The 23,295-nt window shown below is 75.6% G+C and carries 19 protein-coding genes and 2 pseudogenes; 18 read left to right on the forward strand and 3 right to left on the reverse strand.

What is annotated here, in order from left to right; all coding sequences use genetic code 11:
• Positions 1–165 precede the first annotated feature (165 nt).
• Entirely contained in the window at positions 166–567 is a 402-nt protein-coding gene (locus ACIOD1_RS11025) for a hypothetical protein (protein ID WP_401901588.1), read from the forward strand.
• Positions 568–641: 74 nt separating this feature from the next.
• Here ACIOD1_RS11025 and ACIOD1_RS11030 read toward each other — a convergent pair whose 3' ends face one another.
• Positions 642–1,052: an organic hydroperoxide resistance protein gene (locus ACIOD1_RS11030; RefSeq protein WP_401901590.1), complete on the reverse strand. Its 411-nt coding sequence runs from the start codon at positions 1,050–1,052 to the stop codon at positions 642–644.
• Positions 1,053–1,170: 118 nt separating this feature from the next.
• Here ACIOD1_RS11030 and ACIOD1_RS11035 point away from each other — a divergent pair, with 118 nt between their 5' ends.
• Positions 1,171–1,677 carry a MarR family winged helix-turn-helix transcriptional regulator gene (locus tag ACIOD1_RS11035; RefSeq protein ID WP_401901592.1) on the forward strand — a complete coding sequence of 169 codons (507 nt, stop codon included), beginning with the start codon at positions 1,171–1,173 and terminating at the stop codon, positions 1,675–1,677.
• A gap of 63 nt (positions 1,678–1,740) precedes the next feature.
• Positions 1,741–2,676, forward strand: coding sequence for a phosphotransferase family protein (locus tag ACIOD1_RS11040; RefSeq protein ID WP_401901594.1), 936 nt, complete (start codon positions 1,741–1,743; stop codon positions 2,674–2,676).
• Positions 2,677–2,711: 35 nt separating this feature from the next.
• On the opposite strand, the gene ACIOD1_RS11045 is transcribed toward ACIOD1_RS11040, so the two are convergent.
• Complete coding sequence (locus ACIOD1_RS11045) at positions 2,712–3,161, reverse strand: MarR family transcriptional regulator (protein WP_365612302.1); 450 nt, start codon at positions 3,159–3,161, stop codon at positions 2,712–2,714.
• A 158-nt stretch (positions 3,162–3,319) separates the two neighbouring features.
• Here ACIOD1_RS11045 and ACIOD1_RS11050 point away from each other — a divergent pair, with 158 nt between their 5' ends.
• From ACIOD1_RS11050 to ACIOD1_RS11080, 7 genes are all read left to right on the forward strand, one after another.
• Entirely contained in the window at positions 3,320–4,831 is a 1,512-nt protein-coding gene (locus ACIOD1_RS11050; protein WP_365612299.1) for an MFS transporter, read from the forward strand.
• Between the two features lie 243 nt (positions 4,832–5,074).
• On the forward strand, positions 5,075–5,929 hold the full coding sequence (locus tag ACIOD1_RS11055; protein ID WP_365612296.1) for a DUF4132 domain-containing protein: 855 nt from the start codon (positions 5,075–5,077) through the stop codon (positions 5,927–5,929).
• On the forward strand, positions 5,926–10,875 hold the full coding sequence (locus ACIOD1_RS11060) for a DNA-binding protein (protein ID WP_401901596.1): 4,950 nt from the start codon (positions 5,926–5,928) through the stop codon (positions 10,873–10,875). Before ACIOD1_RS11055 ends, ACIOD1_RS11060 begins: the two co-directional genes overlap by 4 nt.
• Positions 10,876–10,990: 115 nt before the next feature.
• Positions 10,991–12,145 carry an AAA family ATPase gene (locus ACIOD1_RS11065; RefSeq protein ID WP_401901598.1) on the forward strand — a complete coding sequence of 385 codons (1,155 nt, stop codon included), beginning with the start codon at positions 10,991–10,993 and terminating at the stop codon, positions 12,143–12,145.
• Positions 12,142–15,861 carry a DUF5682 family protein gene (locus ACIOD1_RS11070; protein WP_401901600.1) on the forward strand — a complete coding sequence of 1,240 codons (3,720 nt, stop codon included), beginning with the start codon at positions 12,142–12,144 and terminating at the stop codon, positions 15,859–15,861. The genes ACIOD1_RS11065 and ACIOD1_RS11070 overlap by 4 nt, the downstream gene beginning before the upstream one ends.
• Positions 15,858–17,786: a hypothetical protein gene (locus ACIOD1_RS11075; RefSeq protein WP_401901602.1), complete on the forward strand. Its 1,929-nt coding sequence runs from the start codon at positions 15,858–15,860 to the stop codon at positions 17,784–17,786. The genes ACIOD1_RS11070 and ACIOD1_RS11075 overlap by 4 nt, the downstream gene beginning before the upstream one ends.
• A 312-nt stretch (positions 17,787–18,098) precedes the next feature.
• Positions 18,099–18,356: a hypothetical protein gene (locus ACIOD1_RS11080; RefSeq protein ID WP_401901604.1), complete on the forward strand. Its 258-nt coding sequence runs from the start codon at positions 18,099–18,101 to the stop codon at positions 18,354–18,356.
• A 71-nt stretch (positions 18,357–18,427) separates the two neighbouring features.
• On the opposite strand, the gene ACIOD1_RS11085 is transcribed toward ACIOD1_RS11080, so the two are convergent.
• A complete protein-coding gene (locus ACIOD1_RS11085) occupies positions 18,428–19,201 on the reverse strand; it encodes a MerR family transcriptional regulator (RefSeq protein ID WP_401901606.1) in 774 nt (257 codons plus the stop codon).
• A gap of 133 nt (positions 19,202–19,334) precedes the next feature.
• Here ACIOD1_RS11085 and ACIOD1_RS11090 point away from each other — a divergent pair.
• The 8 genes and pseudogenes from ACIOD1_RS11090 to ACIOD1_RS11125 form a co-directional block, all read left to right on the forward strand.
• Positions 19,335–19,481: pseudogene (locus tag ACIOD1_RS11090) on the forward strand (serine hydrolase); the annotation flags it as partial.
• Between the two features lie 124 nt (positions 19,482–19,605).
• Positions 19,606–19,854: pseudogene (locus ACIOD1_RS11095) on the forward strand (serine hydrolase); the annotation flags it as partial.
• Positions 19,811–20,122, forward strand: a complete 312-nt coding sequence (locus tag ACIOD1_RS11100) for a serine hydrolase (RefSeq protein ID WP_401901608.1) — start codon at positions 19,811–19,813, stop codon at positions 20,120–20,122. The pseudogene ACIOD1_RS11095 and the gene ACIOD1_RS11100, both read left to right, overlap by 44 nt.
• Positions 20,123–20,212: 90 nt before the next feature.
• Positions 20,213–20,944, forward strand: a complete 732-nt coding sequence (locus ACIOD1_RS11105) for a DUF1524 domain-containing protein (RefSeq protein ID WP_401901610.1) — start codon at positions 20,213–20,215, stop codon at positions 20,942–20,944.
• Positions 20,941–21,243: a hypothetical protein gene (locus ACIOD1_RS11110; protein ID WP_365613438.1), complete on the forward strand. Its 303-nt coding sequence runs from the start codon at positions 20,941–20,943 to the stop codon at positions 21,241–21,243. Before ACIOD1_RS11105 ends, ACIOD1_RS11110 begins: the two co-directional genes overlap by 4 nt.
• A 134-nt stretch (positions 21,244–21,377) precedes the next feature.
• The gene (locus ACIOD1_RS11115) at positions 21,378–21,584 is read left to right on the forward strand and encodes a DUF5302 domain-containing protein (protein ID WP_365612269.1); all 207 of its coding nucleotides are present in this window, start codon (positions 21,378–21,380) and stop codon (positions 21,582–21,584) included.
• 152 nt (positions 21,585–21,736) lie between these two features.
• Positions 21,737–22,147 carry a rodlin gene (locus ACIOD1_RS11120; RefSeq protein ID WP_365612266.1) on the forward strand — a complete coding sequence of 137 codons (411 nt, stop codon included), beginning with the start codon at positions 21,737–21,739 and terminating at the stop codon, positions 22,145–22,147.
• A gap of 211 nt (positions 22,148–22,358) precedes the next feature.
• Positions 22,359–23,291 carry a glycoside hydrolase family 19 protein gene (locus ACIOD1_RS11125; protein ID WP_401901613.1) on the forward strand — a complete coding sequence of 311 codons (933 nt, stop codon included), beginning with the start codon at positions 22,359–22,361 and terminating at the stop codon, positions 23,289–23,291.
• The last annotated feature ends 4 nt before the right edge of the window (positions 23,292–23,295 follow it).

Genomic DNA, 23,295 nt, shown 5'->3' on the forward strand with positions numbered 1-23,295 from the left:
AGTGCGCCTGGTCAGGGGCATGCCATCACCCTGGCATCCGGTGGGGGGTGTACCCCGCACCACCCCCGGTTCGGCAACTGGCGCTACTGATCCCCTCGCCGCGGTCGACCAGAGTGGTGGGGTGCCGGGCGGACGGACCGCCGGGCCGGAAGGAGACCCGCAGCCATGGCCCTCGCCGCCCCCCGGTTCCAGGTCCGCCGCCACCGCGCGCCGTGGCTCGCGACGGCGTTGACGGGGGCCGGGATCGCGCTGCTGCCGTGGATGGCGGTGCTGGCGCGGACGCTGCCGCAGACGACCGAGGTGTCACATTGGGCCACGGCGTGGATCGGGCTCGACGCGATGGTGGCGGTGGCCTTGGCGGGGACGGGGGCGCTGTTGCGCAGGGGGGACCCGCGGGTCTCGCTGGTGGCGGCGGCGACCGGCGCGCTGCTGGTGGTGGACGCCTGGTTCGACGTCACCACCTCGGCCGGTACCGGCGGTCAGGGCATGGCGCTGGTACTGGCGCTCGCGGCGGAACTGCCGTTGGCGGCGCTCTGCGCGACCGTGGCCGTGCGGCACTCCGCCTGACGCGGCCACCCGGGCGGGACCCGCGGGCGTGCGGGCCCCCGGGGTCCGGGGCGGGGCCCCGGGGCGTGCGGTGACTATTCGACGACGAGCTCGACGGGGATGTTGCCGCGGGTGGCCTTCGAGTAGGGGCAGACCTCGTGGGCCTGCTTGACCAGCTGGGCGCCGGTCTCGCCCGCCAGGTGCTCGGGGAGCTCGATGCGCAGGGTGACGGCGAGGGCGAAGCCGCCGCCGTCCTGGCCGATCGAGGTCTCGGCGGTGACGGAGATGTCGCCGGTGTCCACCTTGGCCTGGCGGCCGACGAGCCCGAGGGCGCTGGCGAAGCAGGCGGCGTAGCCGGCGGCGAAGAGCTGCTCGGGGTTGGTGCCCTGGCCGTTGCCACCGAGGGCCGGGGGCATGGCGAGCGCGAGGTCGATCTGGCCGTCGGAGCTGACGGCGCGGCCCTCGCGGCCGTTGGCAGTGGCGACAGCGGTGTACAGCGCGTCCATGGGGGGTCCTTTCGGAGGGGCGGGGCGACCGGTGGCCGACCCTCGACCATAACTAGAGCACACAATTAAATTGCGCACAACTCAATCGTCCGCAAGGCTGCTCCGGTAGACTCGTCGCATGACCGCAGCGCAGCCCGCAGAACAGCCCGCCGACGGGGAACCCCGCGAAGAGGAACTCCGCGAGGAGGACTTCCTCCGCCTCGACGGGCAGATCTGCTTCGCGCTCAACGCCGCCACCCGCGCCTTCGGCGGGCTGTACCGGATCGTCCTGAAGGACCTGGGGATCACCTACCCCCAGTACCTGGTGATGCTGGTGCTCTGGGAGGACGGCGCGACCCCGGTCAAGCAGCTCGGACAGCGCCTGCGACTGGACTCGGGCACCCTGTCGCCCCTGCTCAAGCGGCTGGAGGCGGCCGGTCTGATCCGGCGCGAGCGCAGCACGCTCGACGAGCGGTCGGTGCACGCGGTCCTGACGGACGAGGGGACCGCGCTGCGCGGGCGCGCGGTGGAGGTCCCCCGGCGGATCGCCGCCGCGACCGGCTTCGACCTGTCGGAGATCCGTGACCTCCAGGCCCGCCTGGGCCGCCTCACGGCAGCCCTCGACGCCGCCGCGCCGCAGGAGTAGGCGGCCCGCCCACAGACGTGCGACGAAGGGACCGGGGACATCGACGCGGATCACGACGACGGAGTGTGGGCCGCCACGCGCGCCTGGGTGGAGGCGGGACTGTCCGGGGCCGCCGAGCGGATCGAGCGGGTGGTGCGGCTGCGCGGTGGCTGGACCTCGACGATGCGACGCCTGGACGTCGCCGGCCCGGACGATCGGCGCTCGCTGGCCCTGCGGTCCTTCGTCACCCCGTTCTACGTCCGCCACGCGGACGGCCTGCTGACCCGCGAGGCGGACGTCCTGAGCCTGCTCGCCGACACCGACGTGCCCGCGCCCGCGCTCGTCGCGGTGGACGCGACGGCCCGGTACTGCGACCACCCGTCCCTGCTGATGTCCTTGCTGCCGGGCACCGTGCGCCTGGCCGACGCGGAAGCCGAACACCGCGCCGAGCTGCTCGCGCGGCAGCTGGTGCGCATCCACCGACTGCCGGTACCGGCGTCACGCCGACCTCGCGCCTACCAGGCCTGGACCTCCCCCGAGCGGGTACGCCTCCCCGCCACCACCGACCGCCCCGACCTCTGGCGACGGGCTGTCGACGTCATCCGCCGCGACCCCCCGGCCCACACGGGTCGCTTCCTGCACCGGGACTTCCACCCGGGCAACGTCCTCTTCACGGGCGCCGGCGACGACCTCCGGATCAGTGGCGTCGTCGACTGGGTCGAGACCTCCTGGGGGCCGACCGACCTCGACGTGGCCCACTGCTCGATGGCCCTCGCCCTGCTGCACGGGGTCCCGGCCGGCATGCGCTTCGCCGACCGCTACACCGCCGCGGGAGGAGCCCTCGCCGAAGACGGCGGCGCCCACCTCTACTGGCGGCTGCTGGACGCGCTGGGCTTCGCCCCGGACGCGGAGAAGGTCGCCGTGCCGTGGCGTGAACTGGGGCGGGTCGACCTCACGGCCGGCCTGCTGGGCCGCCGGTTGGAGGGGTACGTCGAAGCCCTCCTCCACCGCTACGCCTGAGGCGTCCGGCGGTGGCGGGCCGCCCGGACCAGGGCTCAGAGCCCGCGGACCTCGCGTTCCATGGCGGGGCGCAGCCGTGACAGGAGGGCGTAGAGCGTCGCGCTCTCCTCCTCGTCGAGGGTGTCGAGCGCGCCACCCGTCGCCTGCATGTCCTCGCGCACCCGCAGGATCGTCGCGCGGCCCTCATCGGTGGCCACGACGTTCTTGACGCGGCGGTCGGCCACGGAGGGCTCGCGCCGCACCAGGCCGCGCGCCTCCAGTCGGTCCACGATCCCGGTCACGTTCGAGGCGTCGCAGACCAGGAGCGAGGCGAGGCCGCGCATCGGGATGGGGCCGTCGAGCTGGGCGAGGACCTTGGCCTGGGTGGAGGTCAGGCCGTACCGGGCCGCCGCCGAGGCGAGGTCGCGCCACTGGGCGGTGCCGATGGCGGCCAGCAGTTCGAGCATCTCCAGCTTGGTGGGGCGGTGCGTTTCGGTGGCGCTCATGACTCCGGAGCGTACTCCAGGAACCTTGACATTATCAATTGTTTACTTGACCTCATCATGCATTTCCGCCTACCTTCGGCGAAGCACTTGATGACATCAAACATCTCCGTTCTGAAGCACCAGAACGCCGGCACCGCACTGAGAAGGTCCTCCCCGCCATGAGCTCCGCCGCACCAGCCCCCAGCACAGCCGGGCACAGGAACGAGACGGTCATCGTCTTCGCCCTGAGCCTGGCCGCCATGGTCGTGTCGATGATGCAGACCCTGCCCATCCCGATCCTGGGCCTGATCCGCGACGACCTCGCGACCTCCGCCGCGAACGTCAGCTGGGTGACCACCGCCACGCTGCTCTCGGCCGCCGTGTTCACCCCGCTCCTCGGACGCTTCGGCGACCAGCACGGCAAGAAGCCCACCCTGGTGGCCGTCCTCGTCGTCATGGTCGCGGGATCGGTCATCGCCGCGCTCGCGAGCTCCCTGCCCCTGCTGATCCTCGGCCGCGTCCTCCAGGGCGCCGCGACCGCGATCTTCCCGCTGGCCCTGTCCGTCCTGCGCGAAGAGGTTCGGCCGCAGAAGCTGCCCGGCGCGATGGCCCTGGTCAGCGGCACGCTCGCGTTCGGCAGCGGCCTGGCGCTCGTCGCCACCGGCCTGCTCACCTCGGGCGCCGACGCCGACTACCGCAACGCCTTCTGGATGGCGACCGGCTTCGCCGCCCTCGCCCTGCTCGCCGTCGTCTTCCTCGTCCCCGCGACCCGCCAGAAGACCGGCGGCCGCACCGACTTCCTCGGCGCGCTGACCCTGGGCATCGCCCTGCTGCTGCTCCTGCTGCCGATCTCGCAGGGCCACGAGTGGGGCTGGGCCTCCGGCCGTACGCTGGGCAGCTTCGCCGGCGCCGCCGTGATGACCGCGGTGTGGGTGCTCGTCGAGCTCAAGGTCCGTGAACCGCTCGTCGACATGCGGATGTTCGTGCACCGGCCGGTCCTGATGGCCAACCTGGCCGGCATCCTCGTCGGCTTCGGCATGTTCGCGAACTTCCTCGGCGTCTCCTACCTGGTCCAGATGCCGCAGAAGCTCACCGGCTACGGCTTCGACGCGTCCATCCTGCGGGCCTCCGTCCAGTTCCTGCTGCCCGGGGCGATCGTGTCGCTGCTGGCCTCGCCCGTCGGCGGCCAACTGGTCCGCCACCGCGGCCCGCGCATCGCGCTCGCCATGGCCTCCGTCCTCGGCGCCGTCGGCTTCACCTGGCTGGCCCTGGACCACGACCACACCTTCTCGGTGATCGGCGCGGGCCTGGTCGTCGGCGCGGCCGTCAGTTTCGGCTACGCCGCCATGCCGGCCGTCATCATGTCCAGCGTCCCGCCGCACCAGAGCGGCATCGCCAACGGCATCAACTCGATCTCCCGCTCCACCGGAAGCGCGATCGGCAGTGCCATCGTCACCACCATCCTGGCCTCGCAGACCATCGAGCACCTCCCGCCGGGCGTCCCGGCGTTGCCCGCCGAGTCCGGGTTCACCCTGACCTTCTGGATCGGGGCCGCCGCCTTCGCGCTGGTCGCCCTCATCAGCTGGCTCGGCCTGCGCTCCGGTCACGGCCCCCGCCCGGCCGCCGCGTCCGCCGCCCCGGGATCCACCCCCGCCGAGGTCAAGGACGCCCGGGACACCGCCGCCGTCTGACCCTCCTCCCCCACGCACCCACCACACCCGCAGCCCCCGGCCCCTCGGCCGGGGGCTGCCGCGTTCTCCGAGCCCGTGTCACCGCTGCTGCGGCCGGCGGCGGTTGCCCAGGCCGAGGCGACCGGGGGCGTTGTCAGTGGCGCCGGCTAGTCTCGCCGCATACCGCAGCTCAGAGGGCGTTGGCGCCTTGTTCCCGGCTGCGCGGAAACGGTTTCGGACAGGACTGGCGGAGGGGCACGGCTGATGGCTTGGCTGGCGTTGGACGAGGGGTACGAGGTCGCCCTCGTGGAAGGGCGGGTCGCCGCACGGCGGCCCGCGGGGCGGCAGTTGAAGGCGCTCCCGAAGGCGCTGCGCGACCATCCCGAGGTGGACCGGCTGCGCCGCCTCGGCGCGTGGCTCGACCGCCACGAGGACGCCTGCTCCGCGCAGGTCGACGCCTGGATGGTGTCCTCGCTGCCGGTCCCGACGGAGCTGATCGCCCGGGTCTGGCCCGACCGGGCCTGGCAGGCCGCCCTGCGCGACCTCGCCGTCGTCGGCGAGGACCCGGACGAGGTGGGCTTCCTGCGCGACGTCACCGCCTCCGGCGAGCTGAAGGTGGTCGACCTCGACGGCGAGACCGTGCGCCTGGCTCCCCGCACGGTGACCCTGCCGCACCCGGTGCTGCTGCCCGACCTGGAGGACGTACGGGACTTCGCCGCCGAACTGGGCATCACCCAGCGGGTCGAGCAGATCCACCGCGCCACCTGGACGAAGCCCGCCGACACCGTCCCCGGCGCCACCGAGGTCCGGGACCACGCGGGCGGGGTCTTCCCCACCCGGTTCGGCCTCGCGGCCCGCGCCACGGGACTCGGCTACCGGGTCTCCGGCGGCTACGCCACCTGCGGGGTCCGCGACACCGGCCGCGCCGTCGAGGCGGCCGTGTGGATCGGCGAGCCGTACTGGGACGACCAGACCACCACGGGCCCCCTCAACTGGCACGACGGGGACGGTCGGGCCGTACGGCTGGGCGAGGTCGGGCCGGTGGCCTGGTCCGAGGGAATGCGGATGGCCGCGGCACTGTACGCCGGGCGCACGATCGAGGAGGACGGGAAGTCATGAGCACCACCAACGTCAAGCACACCACCGAGGACGCGGCCCTGCTGGCCGCCGGCGCCGTCCTGCCCCTCGGAGCCGACGGCGCCGGCCCCGCCGCCGTCCCGCTGACCGCCCGCGCCTACCGCCACCCCGCGCTCGGTGACGAGCGGATCGTGGTCCGGCTCGCCGCCGCCGAACTGGGCGCGGCCGAAGACCTCGCCGCCGGCTTCCTGGGCCTCGTACCGGACGGCGAGCCGGCCGTGGTCGGGCTCGGCCGGCGCCGGGAGCTCGGCTTCCCCGAGTGGGTGCTGGTCCACCACCCCGAGGACGGACACCACGCGCTCGCCGTCGTCCCCGAGCTGGACCGCCTCGCCCGGCAGGCCAAGACCAAACCGAAGGCCGCCCTCGACGCCTGCAACGAACTGGCCGAGCGGCTCGCCGCCGCCGTCCCGCACTTCCTGCCCGTCTTCTTCGAGCAGGCCGCCCGCGTCTTCCTCGCCGTCGAGAACACCACCTACGCGGCCCAGTTGTTCGGCAAGGCCCGCGCGAGCGAGGCCCGCTACGGGCTGAGCGTCGACGAGGACCGGCTCGACGCCGTCTTCCTCGAATTCGCCCTGGCCGGGGCCCTGCCCGTGAAGGTGCTCACCGGCTACGGCAAGGAGCTGGCCCTGCGGGTCTCCCCCACCGAGGCCTTCGACCGCTTCCGCCGCCTGTGCGTACGCCGCACCGCGGGCGGCCTCGCCCCGTCCGCGCAGGCCACGACCGAACTGCGCCGGCTCGCCCGCGCCGCCGGGCACAAGGGCAACGAGCCCGAGCAGGAGTACCTCGCCGAGCTGCTGCCGCTGCCCGCCACCGGGCGCGCCGCCGCGGGCTGGTGGAAGGCACACCGCGCCACCCTCGTCGCCCTCGCCCGCCGCGTGCCCTCCGTACGGGGCGCCCTGCTCGGGATGGTGCCGGGCAGCGGTGGCGGGGAGGCGGCCGAACTGACCGCGCTGTGGCTGGAGGTGCTGGAGGAATCGGGCGCCACCGCCGGGCTGGTCCGGGACGACCTGCCCGCCGAGGAACGCTGCTCCGACGGCGTCGCGGGCTGGCTGGAGCGCTTCCACACCGCCCGCCACAGCGGCTGGGGCACCCGGCCGGCGCTGCCGGGCCTGGTCGCGCTGGTGACCCGTTGCGCCGACCGGTTGCGCACCGAACTGGCCCTGCCGGGACGCGAGGAGGGGCTGCGCCTGGGCCTGCAGGACGTGAACCTGTTGGACCTGCTCCTCTCGCTGGGCGTCGCCGTCGCCGCTCCCGCCGCGGACACCCGCGCCACGATGGACCTGGAGCAGTGGGCGAACTCCCCCGAGCCCAGGGACCTGCGGGCGCTGTGCGCCGACGAGCGGATGCGGCCCGTCTTCCTGCGCACCCTCGACGGCTACGACGGCAACCGCTCGCACGCCCGCACCGCCGTCCGGATGCTGGCCACCTCGCCGGGCAGCAGCGCACTGGTGGCCCAGTGGGTCCGCCGCGTGGCCGCCGGCTCCACGGCGACGGCCCTGCCCGACCTGCCCGACGCGCTCCGGCGGATGACCTGGCTGCCCGCCGAGGCCCTGGCCCTGGCCCCCGAGGCGGTGGCCGAGGTCGCCTCCACCGACCTCGGCGCGATCCTCGCCCGCACCCTGCGCGGCGGCCAGTTCGAGGAACTGACCTGGCCGCTGTGGGAGGAGGTCGTCGCCGAGATGGCGCCCCGGCAGGGCCGCCAGCGGCTGACCGTGATGGACGCCTGGCCGTACGTCATCGTCGCCAACTCCGTCCAGGTACGCGTCCTCGGCCCCGACTCCACCGTGCTGACCCACGACCTCCGCATCCCCGCGGACACCCGGACCGGGCACGGCGTCCACCACGGCTTCCACTACGCCGACGGCGATCTCCTGGTCTTCTGGGCGGACTACGACTCCCCGGTGCGGGGGTACTGGCTCGGCGCGCCCGACGAGATCCTCACCCTGGCCACCACCGCGAACGTCTGGTCGCTGCGCTCCTCCCACGTCACCCTCCCGCTCCCGGGCGGCGGCCGCGCCACCGGCGGCGGCGTCCTGCACCGGGGCGACACCGTGCTGCCCACCGAGCGCCCCGTCATCTCCGACGGCACCTCGTACTGGGTCTGGGAGGACGCCCCGCCGGAAGGGGTGGCCGGCTGGGCCGAGTACGACCCCGCCACCGGGGCCCGCGGCCGGCGTTCCCTGCCCGCCTTCCTCGCCGACGCCCTGCGCGACCACCCGCCGGGCAGCGTCCTGCACAACGGTGTCGTGCCGAACCGGCTGCGCCCGACGCCCAGCGTCGAGGGCTCGGTGCTCGGCGCCCCCGTCGACGGGGTGCTCGGCTGGCGCGCCGTCTCCGTACCCGGTCAGGGCTGGCACGGCTCCGACAACACGGGCCGTCGGGTCACCGTGCCCGAAGGGGCGAACGCGCCGCACGGCGCCGTCGTCCTGCCCGGCGACGACCGGCCCCGGGCCCTGTCCCACGACTGGCGGACACTGACCCTGACCGACCCGGAGGGGGCCGTCACCGCCCGGATCTCCTGCGACCAGCAGTACCACGTGTACGGCGTCCAGGGCGCGGCGCTCCCGCCGTCGGACTACTGGTACTGCCTGCGCCCCCGGGACCCCGAGGGCTCGGCCGTCCTGCGCGGGATCGACACGGCCGTCGCCGGCGCGCTGCTCGCGGCGGCCGCCGAGGCCGACAAGGACACCGACCGGGCGGCGATGGTCCGCGCCCACCTGCCCGGCGTCACCGCGCCCGTCCTGGTGGCCGGGGTCGTCGACCGGGTCCGCGCCGCGCTGGTCCAGCGCAAGGCCCTGGACAGGCTGGCGCAAGCCCTCCTGCCCGCCCCGCGCGCCGAGCGCGCTCCCGTCGACCGGGGCCCGGCGGACTCCGTGCTCGAAGGCGCCATGAACGGCCTGGTCAGCTCCGACCGCTACCGCTACGGCGGGGAGACCGACGTGACGTACCGTCTGCTGCGCACGCTGCGGGCCGGCGTCGCGGACACGGAGGCCGTGGGCGTGCCCGGACGGCTGCACGTCGACGTGGCCGGCCTGGCCCGCTCGGTGTTCCCGTGGACCGCGCTGTTCCTGGACGCCCCGGCGGCGGTGGCCTACCGCGCCGTCGTCACCGGCTCCACCGACGAGCGGCGGGTCGCGCTGCGCCGGATCCTGAGCGAGGTGGACGCCCTCGGGCTCGGCTCGACGCAGGCCTCCGCCGGGCGCTGGCGCCGGGTGCACGTCCGGATCGAGGAGGCGCACCTCATCGGGGCGGACGGCAAGGAGCGGGGCCGCGGCGACAGCCACCGATGCGTCCTGCCGCTCGGCGGGGGCGCCCTGCTCGCCCTGACCGACACCGTCGAGGGCAAGCCCCTGGGGCGGGAGTTCGGGGCGCTGCTGCACGACCCGGAGGGCCGCTTCGAGGTCCCCGCGCCCTACACCTCGGAGGGTCCCGCCCCCGCGCCCGGCGACCGGGAGCGCGGTGCCGGTTGGCTCGCGACCTTCCTGGAGGAGGCCGCGAGCCGGGGCCCCGCGCCCTGGATCGCCCCGGCCGCCGAGGAGTTCGGCCGGCTGACCGGGGTGAGCGCCGCGGTGGCCGCCCTGGTGGTGGCCGGCCTGCCCTGCCTGGACTCGTGGGAGCGCAACTTCCTGCCCGCCGAGCTGCGCGCCACCCTCGGGATCACGGCCACGGCCGCCGCGCACGCCCGCGACGACCTCCGGACCCTGGACATGGCCGTGCGGCGCGAACTGGTCGCGGCGCTGCTGCCCGCCGAACCGGCCCGGTTGTGGACCGAGGGCCCGGACGCGGCCGCCGCCGCGACGGTGTGGAACCGGCGCGTGGGCCGCCGTACGCCCGTACCCGAGTGGCTGCTCGCCGAGGCCTCCAAGGAGGTGCGCTCCGCCTGGACCGCGCAGCGCGCCCTGCCCGCGCTGCTGGACGCGGAAGCGGCCGAGGTGCTCTCCACCGACCTCGCCTGGACGGTCAAGGGCGACCACGTCGAGCCCCTGACCCCGGCCGCGCGGCCCTTCGACGCGACGGTGCTGGCGGGGGCGGTGGCCTTCACGGCCTGGCTCGCGCACCGGCTGCCCGCCGGCGATCCCGTACGGGCCTGCCTGCCGACCGCGTTGACCGCCGTGCGCCGCCGCCTGGCCGCGCCCGGACTGCTGCTGGGCATCGGGCACCACCTCGACGCCTCCGGTTTCCGGCAGGCGGCGGGCACCCCGACCGAGACCGGGGAGGGTTTCGAGCGCTTCGGCGCGGTGGTGCTCGCCACCCACGACACCCGGCCCTACCCGGCCGTACGGACCTCGCTGCTCGACTCGACCGGCTCCGACCCGTACCTGCCGTTGCTGCGCGACGCCGACCAGCGGCCCGGAAGCACGGAGACGGCGCTGCGGCTCGCCCACGACCCGGCCTTCGCCGCGTTCCTCGCCGATCCGGGGGCGCCGGCGGCCGGCGGGACCGACGCCGCAGGGACCTGGTGGCCGCAGGACCCGGGCCGTTCGGTGCCGGAGCTGGTGGCGGAGGTGTCCGCCGCGTACGGGCTGGGCTCCGACGCCGCGGCCCTGTACCTGGCGCTGCTCGCCATGCCCGACCCCACCGACCGCAACACGGCGCGCTGGACGGGCTGGAAGCCGGCCCGGGCGAAGGCGGCCCGCGCGGAGCTGGCCGCCACCGACCTGGTGGTCGAAGCGGTCCGCGCCCGGGCCGGGCGCGGCCTGTTCCTGCCCGGGGCCTGGGCCGAGCCGTCCTCCCCGGCGCTGCCCGTGGAGCAGTGGAAGCTGCCGATGTACGGCGTGGCGCCGGGCGGGCATCCGGTGCTCGGCGTCCTGGTGCCCACCGAGCCGGCAGCGGACCTGTACCGGCGGGCGTGGGCGCGGGTCCGGGAGGGCGACGTCCCCCGGTTCGAGCAGTTGAAGGTCAGGCGGACGGCCGCGCGCAGGCGCTGACCGCACACCGGGCGGGGGCCCGCCATCGCCCGCCGGCCCCCGCCCGCCCGCCCCGTTCCACCTGTTGCACGCCCTCTCCCCATCCCCCTACCGACAAGGATCCGAGGACCCGAGGATGACCCTCACCGAACAGCCCGCCCCCGCACGACAGGTCACGCCGGCCGAGGAACGGCACGCCGCCGAACTCGCCTTCCTCGCCGCCCACGACACCGGGCCACGGCCGCCCGGTTGGGCGCTGACCCCGCGCGCGGTCGTCACCTTCGTGTGCGGTAGCGAGGGCGCCGAACTGGCCCTCCCGAAGCGGCGGGCGGGGCTGCCGACCAAGCTGGTGATCGCCCCGAAGTTCGTCGGCGAACGCGCCCTCGTGGAGCGGTGCGTGGTCACCCTGGCCGGCGAGCGCGGGCTGCTGCTGACCGGGGAGCCCGGAACCGCCAAGTCGATGCTGTCCGAGCTGCTGGCCGCCGCCGTGTCCGGCACCAGCGCGCTGACCGTGCAGGGCACGGCGGGCACCACCGAGGACGCGTTCCGGTACGGATGGAACTACGCGCTGCTCCTCGCCCAGGGCCCCACCCCGCAGGCGCTGGTGGACTCCCCCGTCCTCTCCGCGATGCGCACCGGCCGGGTGGCGCGGGTCGAGGAGATCACCCGCTGCCTGCCCGAGGTGCAGGACGCGCTGGTGTCGATCCTGTCCGACCGGCGGGTCATGGTGCCCGAACTGACCTCCACCGAGGACGGTCTCGTCTCGGCGGCCCCCGGGTTCACCGTCATCGCCACCGCCAACCTGCGCGACCGGGGCGTCTCGGAGATGTCCGCCGCGCTCAAGCGCCGCTTCAACTTCGAGACGGTCGCGCCGATCGCCGACGCCGACGCCGAGGCCACCTTGATCCGACGGCAGGCCGTGGCCGCCGTCCAGCGCGCCGGGGCCGCCTTCGGCGTCGACGACGCGGTGCTCGACGCGCTCGTCACCGTCTTCCGGGACCTGCGCTCGGGGCGCTCCGCCGAGGGCTGGGACGTGGAGCGGCCCGGTACGGTCATGTCCACCGCAGAGGCGGTGCAGGTGGCGGCCTCCCTCGGGGTCGCGGCCGCGTACCTGCCCGGCGGTGACGTCCTGGACCTGCTTCCGGGGCACCTCCTGGGCGTGGTGCGCAAGGACGATCCGGCCGACCACGGGCGGCTGCTGGGGTACTGGGACGGCCCGGTCCGCCGTCGGGCCGAGGACGGCTCGGCGATGTGGCGCCGCCTCTGGGACCTGCGCGGGAGCCTGCGTTGACGCTCACCGCACCCGTCGGGCCCCGGGCGGCCGTGGAGGCGCTGGCCGCCTCGCGCGAGCCCTACCTGCTCGGCGTACGTCACCACAGTCCCGCGCTGGCCGCGATGGTGCCGGCGCTGCTGGACGCGGCGGACCCCCAGGTGGTCTGCGTGGAGCTGCCGGTCGACTTCCAACCGTGGCTGGCACACCTGGCCGACCCCGAGACCGTGGCCCCGGTCGCCTTGGCGGGCCTGGGCGGGGAGGGGCGCCTCGCCTTCTACCCGTTCGCGGACTTCTCCCCCGAACTGGCGGCGATCCGCTGGGCGCGGGAACGCGGCGTGGAGGTCGTCTGCTGCGACCTCCCCCTCCGCGACCCGGCCTGGTCCCAGTCGGAGCCCCTGCCGGAGTCCCGGCCGACGCCCACGCCGACGCCCCCACCGACCCCGCCCGTCCCGGAACCCCGGACGGAGGCCGGGGCCACGGGGAGTGCGGGGCCGCCGCACGCCTACGCGGAGGCGCTCGCCGCCTCCGGCACCGGGCGCGAGGGCGACGACCTCTGGGACCGGGCCGTGGAGGTCTTGGCCCCCGGGTGCGCGCCCGAATCCGTACGCCGCGCCGCCCTCGGCGTCGGCTGGGCGCTGCGCGCCGACGCGGGGGCCGTGCCGGCGACGGACCTGGCGCGCGAGGCCCACATGCGGCGGGTGATCGCCGACGCCTCGGCCGGGGGCCGCCGGGTGGCCGCGCTGATCGGGGCCTTCCACGCCCCGGCGCTGCTCGCGCCCTTCGACGGTGAGACCGCCCCGGGCGCAGCGGACTGCGCCCCCGAAGGGTCGCGGGCCCGCGACGGGTCGGGGGAAGGAAACGGCGCCGGTCAGGGTGACGGGGCGGAGGTGGTCACCTCGTTCGTGGCGTACTCCTTCGACCTGCTCGACTCCCGCTCCGGCTACCCCGCCGGCATCCGGGACCCGCTCTGGCAGCAGGCCGTGCACACCGCCGCCGGGGACCCCGTACGGCTGCGGGAGGCGGCGTCGGTCGCCGTCACCGGGGTCTGCCGTGAGCTGCGCCGGGCCGGGCACACCGCCGGCACCGGGGAGGCCGCCGAGACCCTGCGGCTCGCCTGCGACCTGGCGGCGCTGCGCGGGCTGCCCGCCCCCGGTCGGGGCGAGATCCTGGAGGCCGTCACGACGGTGCTGGGTCAGGGCGAACCCCTGGGCCGGGGACGGGCTTTGGCCCGGGCGTTGGAGGTCGTCTTCGTCGGCACCGGTCGCGGCCGGACCACCCCGCATGCCCCGCGTTCCGGGCTCGGCCCCTCCGTGGAGGCCGAGCTGGTGGCGCTGCGACTGCCCTCGCCCGAGGCCCCGGAGTCCCGGGAGATGCGCCTCGACCCGCTGCGTTCCCCGCTGGACGGCCGCCGCGAGGTGCTGTTGCGGCGGCTGCTGGTCTGCGGAGCGTCCTACGGGGAGCCCCTCGACACCGCCGCCACCGGCGACGGCACCGCCCTGGGCAGCAAGTGGCGCCTGTCGTGGACCCCTTCGGTCCCGGCCCGCCTCGACCTGGCGGGGGTCCGCGGCGTGAGCGCCGCCCAGGCGGCCGCCGGGACGCTGCGCGAGGTGGCGCGCCGGGAGGCGGTCGAAGGCGGCCCGACGGCGCCGCAGGTGCTGGCCGGCTTGGCCGCCGCCGCGCGCTGCGACCTGCCCGAACTGGTCGACGTACGACTGGAGGAGGCGGCGGCCGTCCTTCCGCGGACCGCTGGGCTGGCGGAACTCCTCGACGCCGTCGACCTGCTGGACGCGCTGCGGCGCGGGCACCTGCCCGGCGCCGGGGAGGATGCGCGGGCCGCGGCCGGCGCCCTCGTCGGAGAGCTGCTGGACACCGCCGTACGGGTCCTGCCCGGGCTCACCGGGAGCGACGACCCCGCCGACGCCGGCGCCCTGGTGGCCCTCGCCGACCGGGCCGCCACCCGCCGGCTGGGGCTGCGGATGGACACCGCCCTGGCCGAACTGGCGTCACATGGGAGCCCGTTGATGCGGGGCGCGAGTCTCGCCGTACGGGTGCTGCTGGACCTGGATCCCGCCGCCGCCCTCGGGGCGCGCGCCGCCGCCTGGGTGGACGGCGCCACCGCCCCCGACACCCGGCGCGCCCTGGCCCGCCGGCTCACGGGGCTGCTCAGCGCCGCCGGACCCCTGTTGGGCGCCTCCCCGCAGGCCCTTGCCCCGCTGATGGACCGGGTGGACGAGCTGCCCGACGCGGCGTTCCTGGAGCGGCTGCCCGCGCTGCGCGGCGGCTTCGACACGCTCTCCCCGGCGGCGCGGGACCGGCTGCTGGCGGTCGTGACCGAGCGGCTCGGCGACCGGGTCGACCTGTCGCTGGACGCCTCCCCCGCCCTGCTCGCCCTGTGGGCGGCGGCGGACGCCGCCGGGCTGGCCGCCCTGAAGGAACTGACGCCGCCCGACCGTACGCAGGCGCCGACGGGCGCGTCCGAGGCCGGCGGGCCCCCTCACGCCGAGCCGGCCGACGAGGCCCCCGACCGGAGCCGGCCCGAAGCGCCCGCCGCGCCCGCGGCACACACGGCACACGCCGGACCCGACGCGACGGGCGCTCCCGACGCGCCCCGGCTCTCGCCCGCCGACCGGTGGCGACTGCTCCTGGGCCGCGAGCGCGACCGGCTCCCGGCGGGGGCGCGCGCCTACGCCCGCGCCCTCGACGAGCTGTACGGCGCGGGCCGGGGCGAGGGCTCCGGCGACCTCGACCGGGGCGGCGCGAGCGGGACGGGCGGCGGCGACGGGCCCTCCTTCCCCACGGCCCGGGAATGGGCCGCCGAGCTGGAGGCCCTGTTCGGCGCCGACGTACGGGAGGAGGTGCTGGCCGACGCCGCGGGCGCGGGCCGCGCCGACGTCCTGGCCCAACTGGACCCGGCGTCCGTGCGCCCCTCCGTCGAGCTGCTGGGCTCGGTGCTCGCGCTGGCCGGCGGCATGCCCGAGCAGCAACTCGCCCGGCTGCGGCCCCTCGTGCGCCGGCTGGTCGACGAGCTGGCCAAGGAACTCGCCACCCGGCTGCGGCCGGCCCTCTCGGGCCTGGCCACCCCGCGCCCGACCCACCGTCCGGGCGGCCCGCTCGACCTGGCCCGCACCCTGCGCGCGAACCTCGCGCACACCCGCAGGCTGCCCGACGGCCGGGTGGTCGTGGTCCCGGAGCGGCCGGTGTTCGCCACCCGCGCCTCCCGCGAGGCGGACTGGCGGCTGATCCTCGTGGTCGACGTCTCCGGCTCGATGGAGGCCTCCGTCATCTGGTCGGCGCTGACGGCGGCCGTGCTGGGCGGGGTTCCGACCCTGTCCACGCACTTCCTGGCCTTCTCCACCCAGGTCGTCGACCTCACCGACCGGGTGGACGACCCGCTCTCGCTGCTCCTCGGGGTGCGGGTCGGCGGCGGTACGCACATCGCGGCCGGCCTCGCCCACGCCCGGACCCTGATCACCGTGCCGAGCCGGACCCTGGTGGTCGTGGTCAGCGACTTCGAGGAGGGCGCGCCGGTCGGCGGGCTGCTCTCCGAGGTGCGCGCCCTGGCCTCGTCCGGCGCCCACCTGTTGGGCTGCGCCGCGCTGGACGACGCGGGCGCCCCGCGCTACTCGGTGCCGGTGGCCCGGCAACTCGTCGCGGCGGGGATGCCGGTGGCCGCCCTCAGCCCCCTCGCCCTCGCCCGCTGGGTGGGCGACCGACTCCGTGGAGAACCCCGATGAGCCCTACGAGCACCAGCGCCACCGGTTCCGGGGCGCTGCCGCCGGTCGCCCCGGAGGTCCTCGCCGAGGCGGTCGGGAGCCTGAGCGCCCGGCTGCTCAAGAAGCTCGACGCCGCCACCTCGGCCTGCGGGGCGAACGCGGTCGCCGGGGCCGACGGGAGCGTGAGCGTACGGTTCGGGGAGGACGCCGCGGTGACCCTGCGGCCGGGCCCCTCGGGCGTGGTGGAGCGGGCCGAAGAGGCATTGTGCGGCTGCCTGTTGGCCCCGCGCTGCCTACACCGGGCCGCCGCCCTGGGGGCGTGCCCGCTCGCCGACCCGGCGGACCGGGGGCCGGAGGCTACGCCCGACGCGGCGGACCCCGGGCCGGACCCGAGTCCCGACGCGGCGGACCGGGCGCCGGGCGCGAGTCCCGACGCGGCCCCGGACCCCGCGCCCGGCGCCTCCCCCGGGGCGGCCCCGGCCCGCGCCGGCGCGGGGGGCTCCGGTCCGGCCGGGCCGGAGCCGGCCACCCCCGCCCAGGCGCGGGCCGGGGTCGCCCTGTGGGGGGCCGGGGCCGAAGCGCTCGCCGCCGGGGTGGTCGCGGGCGGCGCGGTGGTCCAGGCCGAGCTGCTGCGGGCCGCCCACACCGCGCGCCTCGCCGGGGCCCCCCGCGCCGAGGCCGCGGCCCTGCGGGTGGTCCGCGGGCTGCGCGGCGCCCGGGAGCGGGGCGCCGGGCACCGGCTCGCCGACCTGACCGCCGCCTTCACCGAACTGCTGCGCACGGCCGCGCTGTTGGCGGCGGGAACGGGGGGCGCGGCGGCGGCCGGAACCTCGCGCCGCGCGTACGCGGCCCAAGGCAGCCTCCTGGTCCACGGCCTGTGCCGGGAGCCGGTGCTGACGGCGACGGGGTACGGGGGCGTGGTCACCCACCTGCTCGGCGCGGACGGCTTCGCGTACTCCCTCTCCGACGTCCGGCCGGGCGGGCTCGCGCGGGCACGGGGGGCCGGGGCCGCGTCGGTCGCCCTCGGCGGCGGCGTCCTCGACCACGCGGGGCTGTCCCGCGCCGGTCTGCGCGTCGTCGGCGCGACCGTCTCCGCCGGCGGGCGCCTCGGCGCCGGTCGGGGGGTGCGGGCCACCGCGACCCCCGGGGCGGGTTGGGACGAGCAGCCCTTGGCGGCGCTGTTCGCCCGCCCGGCGGCGGAGGCCGTGTCGGCGCTGCTCGCCCCGGACGCCGAGCCGGGCCTGCTGGGGTGTGACGTGGAGGTGGTCGGCGCGGCCGGGGAGCACCTCTTGGTGCGGGAGCTTTCGCGGGACGCCGGCGTACCGGCGCACGCCCCGTTGCTGCGGCTGCGCGCGGCGCACCCCCACCCGGAGCTGGCGCACACCGCCAACCTGCGCCGCCTGGCCGGGCATCCGGGTCTGGCCGTACGGGTGCTCGGCCGCCCGGACCCGGACCGGGCGGCCACGTTGAGCCCCCTCGCGGTGGGCCCGGTGCCGGGGGCGGCGTACACGCTGCGGCTGCCGCCCGAGTGGCGGGGCCGGGCCGACCTGGGCTACGACCGCCTCCAGGGCGAGCACTTCCCCGGCGGGGCGGCCCCGGGCGGCGCCCCCGCGCACCCCGCGCCGGGGCCGGATCCGCTCGCGGAGTCCCCGCTGTGGCGGGTGCGGCGGCTGCTGGAGACGGGGGTCGCGGGCGGCCGCCGGGCGGTGGCGGAATCGGCTCGGGGGCCGGAGGCCCCGGCCGCGTACGGACCGCTGCGCCGGGCCGGGTTCGCGGCGGCGGCCGACCTGGCCTCGGCGCTGGTACTGGAGGCCGACCGGCGGCCCCGGGACGTCTTCGGCCGCCTCGTCGACGCCACGGCCGACGGGTACGCGTGGGCCTGGCTCGCCGCAGCCGCGCACCTCGGGGCGGCGCAACGCTCACTGGTGGCGGCGTCCTGGTGCTGACGGCCTGACGGGCCTGTCGGTCTGACGGTCGGCGCCCGCGCGCGACGGCGCGTACGCCTCCCGCGCATTTCCGGCCAAGTACAAACGGGGCCGAAACGGTTCACCGCCCCGGTCGGGCCCTCCGCCCCGATCGGGGCGCCCCGTCCGGCGCCCGGGAGCACCCGTACCAACGGGGCCGGATGCGGCGGGCCGGGCCGCCTGGCCGGTTCCCGCCCACCGGTCGGGCCTTCGGCCGGGATTCCTCACGCGGGGGCCCCCGCCCTGACCAGACTCGTCCCCGGAGGCAAGCGCGCCGAGAACGAGGGGAACCCGATGCCGTACGAGGGCCACCAGCACGACCGGCCGCCCGCCCCGGTGGACAGGACGCTCCCGAGGGCCGGGCGGGGTCCGGTCGCCGCCGCGGTGGCGGCGGTCCCGCTCGCCGGGGCGGCGGCGGCCGCCTGGGGCGCCCCGGCCGGAGGCTGGCCACTGGCCGTATCCGCGGCCCTGGCCGCGGCGGCCGCCGCAGGCTGGCGCGCCCTCAACACCCCGACGCCCCACCACCCACCCGCACCCTGGGCGTCCCCCTGACCGCGCGCGGTCGACGGCCGGCTCACCCGACCTCGCGAAAGGACACCGGCCCGGCACCGGCCGGAACGCCGTCACTGGTACGGGACGTCGATGCCGGCCGCTCGCAGGTTCGCCTCGACCAGCGCGTTCAGCCGGGCGATGGCCGGCGCCCCGTCCTCGCGGTGGTGGTTGACCACTCCGTACCGGGAGGCGGTGTCGGAGCGCCGGGACCCGGTGGGCATGGTCAAGAGCGCGCGGTCGGCCAGGAGCCTGTCGGTCAACAGCGCGGCCAGCTCCTCGATCCGCGGGTCGTCGGGCTCCCAGGACGCCGCCTCGGCGCCCCGTTTGGTCAGCGCGACGTACTCGGGGTCGTCGAGCGCGTGTCGGAGCCGGGTCACGAAGCCGTCGAAGAGTTCCGGAATCAGCGCCTGGGCCGGCACCAGGGCTTCCCGTTGGGTGTCCACGTAGTCGGGGTCGAAGCCGAGATCGACGAGTCGCTCCAGCAGCGCGCAGGCCCGGTCGGGCAGGAGGACCCGGTCGCCGTTGGTGAGTCGGTCCAGCGTGTCGCGGCGAGCGGTCAGGTCCTCGATCCGTTCGGTGAGCCGACGGTGCACGTCGTCCAGGGCTGCGGCGAACCGCGCGGGGTCGGCGTCGAGCAACTCGCCTATCTCGGCCAGGGGCACGCCGGCCGAGGCCAGGGTCCGGGCCCGGACGAGCCGGAGCAGGTCGGCCGACCGGTAGCGCCGGTAGCCGGACGCGTCACGCCCCGGCTCGGCGACCAGGCCGAGCCGGTGGTAGTGCAGCACGGTCTTGATGGTGACGCCGACGAACACCGCCGCCTGCCCGATCGTGAGCCCGTCTGCCATCGGCTCGGCACACCTCCTGGTCGCGGGCCGGATCGGGGCCGCCGCCGTCTCGAACACACCGTCGCGGCAGGGTTCCGGACGATCACACGAGCGAGGGTAGCCCGCGCCCCTTCCACCCCCGCCGCCGAGGGCGATGGTCCTGCTGGACGAGTGTCGGCTGCGCCTGGACGACCCGGTGGATCCCTGGCTGCCCGAGCCGGCCGACCGGCGGGTGCTGAACCGACCCGACGGCCCGCTGGAGGACACCGTGCCGGCGCGGCGGCCGATCACCGTGCGGGACCTGCTCACCTCCACGTTCGGGCTCGGAGTGGATTTCGAGTTGATGGTCCCCGATCAGGGCCGCGACCTTCGAGCGGACCGACTACAGCGTGGCATCCGGTCCGGCGCCCGAGCCGGACGAGTGGATGCGCCGCCTCGGCGAGCTTCCGCTCTCGTACCAGCCCGGCGAACGGTGGCAGTACGACCTCGGCAACGAGGTGGTCGGAGTGCTCGTCGCCCGGGTCACGGGCCGCCCGTTGGAGACGTTCCTGCGCGAACGCGTCCTCGATCCGCTGGGGATGGGCGACACCGCCTTCCCCGTGCCCGCCGACCCGAGCCGCAGTCGAGCTGATGACCACGAACCGCCTCACGACCGGGCAACGAACCGCCCGGGACGCCATGTACCGGAACATGGCCCACATGACGGCCGGGCAGGGACCGCACGGCGGCTGGGGCTTCGGCATGGCGGTGCGCACCGGCCGCGACGGCCACGCACCTGTCGGCCAGTTCGGCTGGGACGGCGGTACCGGCACCAGCGCCTACGCCGATCCGGACAACGGCCTCACGGGCGTCCTGCTCACCCAGGTCGGGATGTCCACCCCGGATCCACCACGGCTCATCCACGACTTCTGGGCCACCCTCTACCAGGCCATCGACGACTGATGACGAGCCCCCGGGGAGGCCTCAGGGTTGGTTGTCCGGTTATGGGTAGGCTTCCCGGAACAGTCTGCGGAATCTTCTCGGGGTGGGGTCATGGGTCGTCAGTCAGGTGCGCTCGGTGCGGTGGTGGCCGTGGCGCTGCTGGTCGGGTTGAGCGGATGCGGGAGCCCGGTCGGGCCGGGCGACGGCAAGACCGGGGGCAAGTCCCCCACCGACGCGGCGTCTTCCGCCGCGTCCCAGCCCGGCGCCGGCGGCGCTCAGGCGGGGGACGTGCTGCCGGGCATGGTCAGCGTGTCCGTCGCACGGACCCAACTGGCCGCGCTGACGGTCGGCAAGGCCGCCACGATGGCCGGCTACAGCCGCGACAAGTTCACGCACTGGGCCGAGCAGGGCAACAAGTGCGACACCCGCGAGGTCGTCCTCAAGCGCGACGGCGCCGACGTCACGCAGGACGGCGAGTGCCGCGCCCAGTCGGGCAAGTGGAAGAGCCTGTACGACGGCGCGGTCGTCACGGACGCGGCCAAGCTGGACATCGACCACATGGTCCCGCTGGCCGAGGCCTGGCGCTCCGGCGCGGCCGGCTGGGACGCCGCGAAGCGCAAGGCCTTCGCCAACGACCTGACCCGGCCCCAGTTGCTGGCGGTCTCGGCCTCCTCCAACCGTTCCAAGGGCGACCAGAGCCCCGACCTGTGGCAGCCGACGGACAAGTCGAGCTGGTGCCAGTACGGCCGTGCTTGGACCACCGTCAAATCGCACTACGGGCTGACCGTCACCGAACCCGAGAGGGCCAAGATCACCGCCATGCTCGACACCTGCGCCTCATGACCGCGCCCGGCGATCCGCACCCCGAGCGGCCCTCCTCGTGGCAGGACGAGGTGCTGGCCGGTCCCGGTGGGGCCATGACGGACGAGGTCGGGGTGATCACCGGCCCGCTGACCCTGCGGACCACGGCCGGGGCCGACGGCGAGGTCCGGTTCGAGATCCAGTACACCGACGCCGACGAGTGGTACCGGCTCACCGGCAGCCCGGTGGCCCACGGAGACGCGCACGCCCTGCACACCGCTGCCCTGGCGGCGGTCCGGGCCGGTGGCGGGGCCGAGGCGCCCACGACCCCGCGCGGCTGACGCCGGCCGGGCCCGCCCGCGGACCCGTCGGGCGGGCCGGCGGGGAAGCGGAGTCACACGCCGGCAGCGGAACCCGATCGTTTCCGGTCCCCACGCCTGACAGACTGGGGTGACTATCACGAGGAGGCAGGCACATGGCTGAAAACACGGACGACCCGCAGACGGACGCCGCGCAGGACGAGTCCCCGGCCGAGGCCGCCAAGCGCAAGTTCCGCGAGGCGCTGGACCGCAACGCGGCGAAGGCCCATTCCCAGGAGTCGCACCAGAGCCGGGCCAAGGTCCAGGGCTCCAGCAGCGGCCCGGGGGGCAAGAACAAGAAGGTCCGCCGCAAGACCGGCTGACGGCCGTCGGCCACCGGCCGGCGGCCTTCGCGCCGCCGGCCGGCCCGACCGGATCATTGGGCCGCATGGGTGACCCGCGATAACTCCTGGCTCTCGCAGCAGTTGATCAGGACGTCCCGCCGGGGACAGCTCATGCGACAGAAGGATCCTCAATGCTCAAGAAGTTCATGGCCACCGCTGCGGTCACCGCCTCCATCCTGGGTACGGGAGCCCTCGCGGCCTCCCCGGCGATGGCCATCGGCAACGACAACGGCGTCAGCACCGTCAACGGCAACGGTTCCGCGCAGATCTACGGCAACCAGGAGACCGACGGCGCGATGAGCCCGCAGCTCAGCGCCATCCAGGGCTCGGTCAACAAGCTCTGCATCGGCCTGCCGGCCAAGGCCAATGTGCAGTCGGTCCTCGCCCTGGTCAACGTCGGCGTCCAGGACATCCCGATCGCGTCCAACCCGCAGAACCAGCAGTGCGCCGAGAACTCCACCCAGGCCAAGGGTGACGAGACGGCCTCGCACATCCTGGACAACATCCCGGTCCTCTCGGGCAACCTCTCCGCGGGCAGCTGACCTCAGCGGGATTCCGACCGGCGTGACGGTGTCGACCGTCACGCCGGTTCGGCGTTTTCCGCTGTTCGCGACCTCGCCGCGGGCGGAGCGGTCCACTCCGTACGGCCGCGCGAAGTACCCCGAGTGTTGGTCTAGACCTTGACAGGTCCAGACCAGTCGCCTTCAGTGGCGGTAGTTGTCGTCCCCACACCCACACGACAATTCCCCCCATATGAGGAGCAGTTACGTGATACGCGCACTCCGCCGCCGGACCCTCTCCCTCGCCGCCGCTGCCGCCGTGACCCTCGGTCTCGCCGTGGCCCTCCCCGCCTCCCCCGCCGCCGCGGCCCCCGCCTGCGCGAGCGCCTGGACTTCCGGCGCCGTCTACACGGGCGGCGCGAACGCCTCGTACGGCGGCCACAACTGGTCGGCGAAGTGGTGGACCCAGGGCGAGACGCCCGGCTCCACCGGCCAGTGGGGCGTCTGGGCCGACCAGGGCGCCTGCGGGAGCGGCGGCGGCACCGACCCGGGCACGGGCAACCCGTCCGGCTTCGTGGTCAGCGAGGCCCAGTTCAACCAGATGTTCCCGAACCGGAACCCCTTCTACACCTACAACGGGCTCGTCGCGGCGCTGTCCGCGTACCCGGCCTTCGCCCAGACCGGCGATGACACCACCAAGCGTCGCGAGGCCGCGGCTTTCCTCGCGAACGTCTCCCACGAGACCGGCGGGCTGGTGTACATAGTTGAGCAGAACACCGCGAACTACCCGCACTACTGCGATGCCACCCAGCCCTACGGCTGTCCCGCCGGCCAGGCCGCGTACTACGGCCGCGGCCCCATCCAGCTGAGCTGGAACTTCAACTACAAGGCGGCGGGCGACGCCCTGGGCATCAACCTCCTCGCCAACCCGTACCTCGTCGAGCAGGACCCGGCGGTCGCCATGAAGACGGCGCTCTGGTACTGGAACACCCAGAACGGTCCGGGCACGATGACCGCCCACGCCGCCATGGTCAACGGCGCGGGCTTCGGCGAGACGATCCGCTCGATCAACGGCTCCCTGGAGTGCAACGGCGGCAACCCCGGGCAGGTCCAGAGCCGGGTGAACTCCTACCAGACCTTCACCCAGCTGCTGGGGGTCACCCCGGGCAACAACCTGAGCTGCTGACCGG

Origin of the sequence: Streptomyces sp. NPDC088097, from assembly GCF_044741845.1 — a bacterium.
Lineage (GTDB): Bacteria > Actinomycetota > Actinomycetes > Streptomycetales > Streptomycetaceae > Streptomyces.